We start from the raw sequence: 5,287 nt of genomic DNA, 5'->3' as shown, positions 1-5,287 counted from the left end.
GGTGCCCGACCACGAACAGGCCCAGGCGGTGCGCGTTCTCGGCGAGCACCGCGTACGGCGGCGCCGAGTGGAGGCGCGCGTTCATCTCCGTGTACCGCTCCGGGCTCACGCGCGGGCCGCGGTCCTCGACCTCGACCGACAGCCCGTCGGCCACCATCTCGGCGCGGATCACCACGCGGGAGCGCGGCGGCGAGAAGCGGGTGGCGTTGTCGAGCAGCTCGGCCAGCAGGTGGCTGATCTGACTGATGTAGCGGGCCTCGACGCTGATCTCGTCCAGCGCCTGCCGGTCGATCCGCCGGAAGTCCTCGACCTCGGCGGCCGCCTCGCGCAGCAGGTCCGCGATGCGCATGGACTCGGTGTGCGGGTCCTGGATCTCGCCGCCGGCGAGCACCAGCAGGTTCTCGATCTGCCGCCGCATACCGACGGTGAGCTGATCGGCCCGCATGAGCTGGGCCAGCAGCGCCTCGTCGTTGCCGAACGTGTCCTGGAGGTCCTCGGTGAGGCTGAGCTGGCGGCTGACCAGGTTGCCGGTGCGCGAGGCGATACCCGCCGCGAACGCGCCGAACCCGTGCCGCTCGGCCGCGAGCTGCCGGTGCCCGTCCACGGACACGGCGACCGCGCGGGCGAACGCGTCGCTGATCCTGCCGACCTCGTCCCGGTCGCCGCGCACCTTGGGCAGCGCGTCCGTGTCGACCGGCCGCCCCTGCTGGAGCCGCGTCACGATGTCGGGCAGGGTCCGCTCGGCGACGGTCACCGTACGGTCGTGCAGCAGCCGCAGCCGGCGCAGCACCGAACGCGTGGTCGCCGCGACGACGGCCACGACCACCAGCAGGGCGCCGCTACTGCCCGCGATCAGCCACGTGACGTCCGACTCCAGCGCGGCCGCCTTCTCGTCGGCGTGCGCCAGGAGGCCCCGGATCCGCTGGGCGTTCAGGGCGTCCAGCTCCGCCGACCACTGGGCGTGCGCGGCGCGCCAGCCGGCGACCTCGCGGGGCAGCCGTACGCCGTCGGAGGTGTCCTGGTGCTCGGAGACGATCCGGTCCTCGATACGGGTCTTGGTCTGCCAGGCCTGCGAGCCGACCATGCGCGCGTACCGGTCGCTCTCCTCCGGCGGCAGGTACGGCACGATCCACCGGTCGTACATGTGCCGGTGCGCGCCGACCGCGTTGACGTAGTCCGCGAACCGCGCCGTGTTGATCTCACGCGAAGGGCCCGCCATGGCGAGGATCGTGTTCTCCTGGGCCAGCATCTCCGATGCCGAGAACAGGTGCACGACGACCTGGCTCTCGTGGGTGAGTTCGCCGTCCTCGGTGTGGTTGAAGGCGTCCTGGTAGAAGCGGATCATCTGGCTGACGGCGCCGTTGTAGAAGGCCGTCGTGCTGTCGGGGGTGCCGGTGCGGGCGTCGGCCCGCTCCCGGTGGGCGGCCAGCTCGTCCAGGGCCTCCAGGACCTCCTGGAGCCTGCGCTCCGCCTCCTCGGTTCCGGCGTCGGAGACACCCGCGTCGCGGAACGCGGCCGCGGCCCGGTCGGTGGCGGCGCGGCGGGCGGTCAGCGACGTGTCGGACGCGGACCGGCCGGCCCAGTGCGCGGCGGTCGCTGCGCGCTCGGCCTGCAGCGCGGTCAGCAGCTCGTACAGGGGCAGGCCGATCCGCTCACCGGCGGCGACGTCGCCGCGCAGGTGCTGCGACTGCCCGAGCAGCCGGTCCGCGGTCACGGCGACCTGGGTGCCCATCGCCGCCGTGGGGACGACGGCCAGCAGGACGAGCAGCGTCCGCAGACGCACGGTGCGCCTGCGCCGACGACGTGAACGCGGCGGCGGTTCTGTGGAAGACATCGACCCTCGGAGCGGAACGGCGGAACGGCGGAACGGCGGAACGGCGAACGGTGGATCGGAGAACGGGGGAACAGGGGGCCCGGGAACGGGAAGCGGGCGCCGATCATATCCAGCCAGTTCATGTTCGGGTGAGGTTGTGTCAGTGACCGGAGCGTGGTAATCCGCGCACGGTTCGTGCCCGTATGTTGCCGACAAGAGTCCGTTTCGAAGCCCAACCGGTATCGCGGCCTTCGTTTCTCCCTTCCTCCGTGTGGGTGACAGTGCCTTGGAGTTCCCTCCCGCCACCCGAGAAGCTTTCCGGGCGAACCGCGCAGAAGGCGCGAAAGAGGAATGTGGGAGGGCGCATTGCGGTACGGGAACAGGTTGCGCGAAGCGGTCACGGCACCCGGGACGACACCGCTCATCGGTGTCTACGACATGTACTCGGCGACGCTCGCGGCGCGGCACTACGACGGGCTGTTCGTCTCCGGCTTCGGATTCGCCGCCTCCTACTACGGGCTGCCGGACATCGGGTTCATCGCCTGGCCGGACATGGTCGCGTTCGCCGAACGGCTGCGTACGGCCCTGCCGGACGTGCATCTGCTCGTCGACATCGACGACGGCTACGTCGACACGGAGGTCGCCTGCCACGTGGTGCGCCGCCTGGAGCGCGCCGGCGCGTCCGGGGTCGTGCTGGAGGACCAGAAGCGCCCGCGGCGCTGTGGCCACGCCGACGGCAAGCAGGTGCTGCCGCTGGACGAGTACCTGGACAAGCTGCACCGGGTCCTCGACGCGCGCGGCGACCTCGTCGTGGTGGCCCGCACGGACGCCGTGGAGGACGCCGAGATGCTGCGCCGGGCGGCGGCCCTGGCGAAGACCGAGGCCGACGTCGTCCTGGTCGACGGGGTCCGCACGGTCGACGCCGTTCGCCGCATCCGTGACGTGACGGGCGACAAGCCGCTGCTGTTCAACCAGATCGGCGGCGGCAGGTCACCGCGCCTGTCGCTGTCCGAACTGTCCGCCCTCGGCGTCGATGTGGCGATCTACAGCACTCCGTGCCTGTTCGCCGCCCACCGGGCCGTCGACCGGGCGCTCGGCGACCTGAAGGACGCGGACGGGCGGCTGCCCGACCCCCGGTCGGAGGCGGGCGCGGTGGGCGTGGCCGAGTCGACGCGGCTGCTGGAGGGCAACCTCTGACCGCGGGTCACGGACGCAGGCGGGGTGTGCGCCGCACCGGGCGGGGCGGTCGGTGGGGGCCGGCAGGCGTGGTGCGCCCGACGGCCCCGTCACGTGGGCTCGGCGTACAGCATCCGGCCCCGCTCCGGCGGCTCCGCGCCGACGCGTACGCCGAAGCCGCGGCTCACCCGGTCCAGCGTGGCCCGCAGCCAGGCCCGCTCGTCGTCGGACGCCTCCTCCAGCCGCATGCGCCGTGCCCGTACGGGCGCCATCCGCAGCCCGGCCAAGCGGCCCGTGCCCGGTTCCAGCGCGGCGAAGTACAGCAGCCGCAGCTCGTCCCGGTACTTCTCGTAGCCGCTGATGCCCTCGTAGTCGTCGACGCAGTCACCGCACCCGTACAGCACCAGCCTGCCCCGGTACACCTCCACCGGGCGCGGGTGGTGCGACGAGTGGCCGTGCACCAGGTCCACGCCGCCGTCGACCAGCGTGTGCGCGAACTCCACCTGCCCCGGCGGCACGCCGTACCCCCAGTTCGATCCCCAGTGGACGGACACCACCACCAGGTCGCCCGGCCGCCGCACCTCCTGTACGCGCCGCGCCACCGCCTCCGCCGTGGCCGCCGAGGCCACCGGTACGAAGGCCACGCCCGGCCCGTCCGCCGTGGCCGCCCAGTCCGGCGGGACGCCGCTGGACGGCATGGCGACCGCGAACACCAGCACCCGCCGCCCGCCCCGCCCGACGGGGACGATCGCGGGGCTCCGCGCCTCCGCCAGGTCCCGGCCCGCGCCCGCCGTGCGCAGGCCCGCGCCGGTCAGCGCGTCCAGGGTGTCCAGCAGGCCGCCGCGGCCGAAGTCCAGGACGTGGTTGTTGGCCAGGACGGTCACGTCCGGGCGGACCGCCGTGAGGGACGGCAGGTTCTCGGGCGTCATCCGGTACAGCACGGCCTTGTCGGGCGCCGCGTCGTCGCCGCGGGTCACGCTCGTCTCCAGGTTCACCACCCGCACGTCCGGCGCCTCCGCGTCGAGCAGCCGCACGGCCTCGCCCCACGGCCACTCCGGCGGGACGGGCCGCGGGACCGGGCCGTTCACCGCCTCGGCCAGGGCGACGTAGGAGCGGGCGTCCCTGACGTACTCCTCCCACAGCCGGGGATCGCCGGGGTGCGGCAGGATCTGGTCCACGCCGCGGCCGAGCATCACATCGCCGCAGAGGAACAGGGTCACCGCCGACTCCCCGCGCATGCTTCCACGGTAGTGCGCGCACCCCCGCCCCGAGACCCGGTGATCACGGACGGCATACTGGCCCGCGGTGCGGCGCGACGTTTTCCAGCCATGAGGAGCAGCCATATGGCAGCCGACAGGCCCACCGCCGAGAAGACCACGTTCACCACGGTCTTCGAGGTCGGCCCGTCCTACGAGGAGCAGGCACACGGCATCGCGGACCGGTTCCAGCACGCCATCGCCCCCGCGACGGTGGACTTCGACTTCGGTGAGATCAGCAGGGCGGCAGCCGCCATCCCGCACGGCGAGACCGTACGGATCGTGCGCGGCTGGGGACTCCAGGAGACCGCGCCCGTGGGCGTCATGGTCCTGTCCCTGAAGGAGGCCGTACGCCAGGCCCTGGCCGAGCCGTTCGCCAACCCGGGCTTCTGGGAGAAGACCGAACGGGCCCTCACCTGCGCCTTCGTCGGGCTGGGCGACCAGCAGGGCACCCACCTGTCCTTCTACCGCGAGACGGCCGACGCCACCAGCTACTACTACAACGTGCTGTTCGCGCTGCAGGACGAGGAGACCGGCGACGCCGTCCACGCCGTCGCCCTCTGCCTCAACGCGACTGTCGGCCTCGGCCCGGAGCGCACCCGCGCCCTGACCGCCGACGACACGGCGTACTTCACGCTGCGCGTCAACGCCATCTCCGTACGGCAGCAGGTGCCCGCCGCCGTGGGCTGACCCGCGGAACCCCGGCTCCGGTCACCAGACCGACGAACTGGTGGCCGGAACCGGTCGGTTAGCCGCTATGATCACACGCGGCAAGGCCGTAGCGCAGAGGTCGTCGCGCCCAAGCATCGAGCAGGAGGACGCCGGTTCGAATCCGGTCGGTCTTGCCACCCTTTCGCAAGAGTCGCAAGAGAGCGCGCGCCGGGCGCCGGCGACGGACACCGGTGGAGTGGTGATGACGACGCAGCCGACCTCAGTACGCTGCCCGGTGATCGAGCACCCCGACATCCCGCTCGCCGACCCGGCCGCGCTCGACCCGCTGCTGGCCCGGCTGGCATCGGCGGGCCCGGTCGACGCCGACGAG

The 5,287-nt window shown here is 72.8% G+C and carries 4 protein-coding genes, 1 tRNA gene and 1 pseudogene; 4 read left to right on the top strand and 2 right to left on the bottom strand.

Translation table 11 applies throughout. The features are described 5' to 3' along the window. Positions 1-1,783, bottom strand: a 1,783-nt coding sequence (locus HTZ82_RS09490) for a nitrate- and nitrite sensing domain-containing protein (RefSeq protein ID WP_309235389.1), incomplete at its 3' end; no start/stop codon positions are given. A 396-nt stretch (positions 1,784-2,179) separates the two neighbouring features. On the opposite strand from HTZ82_RS09490, the gene HTZ82_RS09485 reads away from it, so the two are divergent. Continuing rightward, positions 2,180-3,010 carry an oxaloacetate decarboxylase gene (locus HTZ82_RS09485; RefSeq protein ID WP_175408872.1) on the top strand — a complete coding sequence of 277 codons (831 nt, stop codon included), beginning with the start codon at positions 2,180-2,182 and terminating at the stop codon, positions 3,008-3,010. Positions 3,011-3,099: 89 nt separating this feature from the next. On the opposite strand, the gene HTZ82_RS09480 is transcribed toward HTZ82_RS09485, so the two are convergent. Further along, positions 3,100-4,227, bottom strand: coding sequence for a CapA family protein (locus HTZ82_RS09480; RefSeq protein ID WP_175408870.1), 1,128 nt, complete (start codon positions 4,225-4,227; stop codon positions 3,100-3,102). Between the two features lie 105 nt (positions 4,228-4,332). On the opposite strand from HTZ82_RS09480, the gene HTZ82_RS09475 reads away from it, so the two are divergent. From HTZ82_RS09475 to HTZ82_RS32135, 3 genes and pseudogenes are all read left to right on the top strand, one after another. Continuing rightward, positions 4,333-4,935 (top strand): Type-2Aa cytolytic delta-endotoxin, encoded by a 603-nt coding sequence (locus tag HTZ82_RS09475; RefSeq protein WP_175408869.1) that lies wholly within the window; start codon positions 4,333-4,335, stop codon positions 4,933-4,935. A gap of 82 nt (positions 4,936-5,017) precedes the next feature. Next, positions 5,018-5,093 (top strand) — tRNA-OTHER (locus HTZ82_RS09470). Between the two features lie 65 nt (positions 5,094-5,158). Next, positions 5,159-5,287: pseudogene (locus tag HTZ82_RS32135) on the top strand (gala protein); the annotation flags it as partial.

The organism is Streptomyces sp. TRM64462, from assembly GCF_013362995.1.
Taxonomy (GTDB): domain Bacteria; phylum Actinomycetota; class Actinomycetes; order Streptomycetales; family Streptomycetaceae; genus Streptomyces.
Note: the sequence above shows the minus strand (reverse complement) of the source record. Positions and strands in the feature narration are given on the sequence as shown.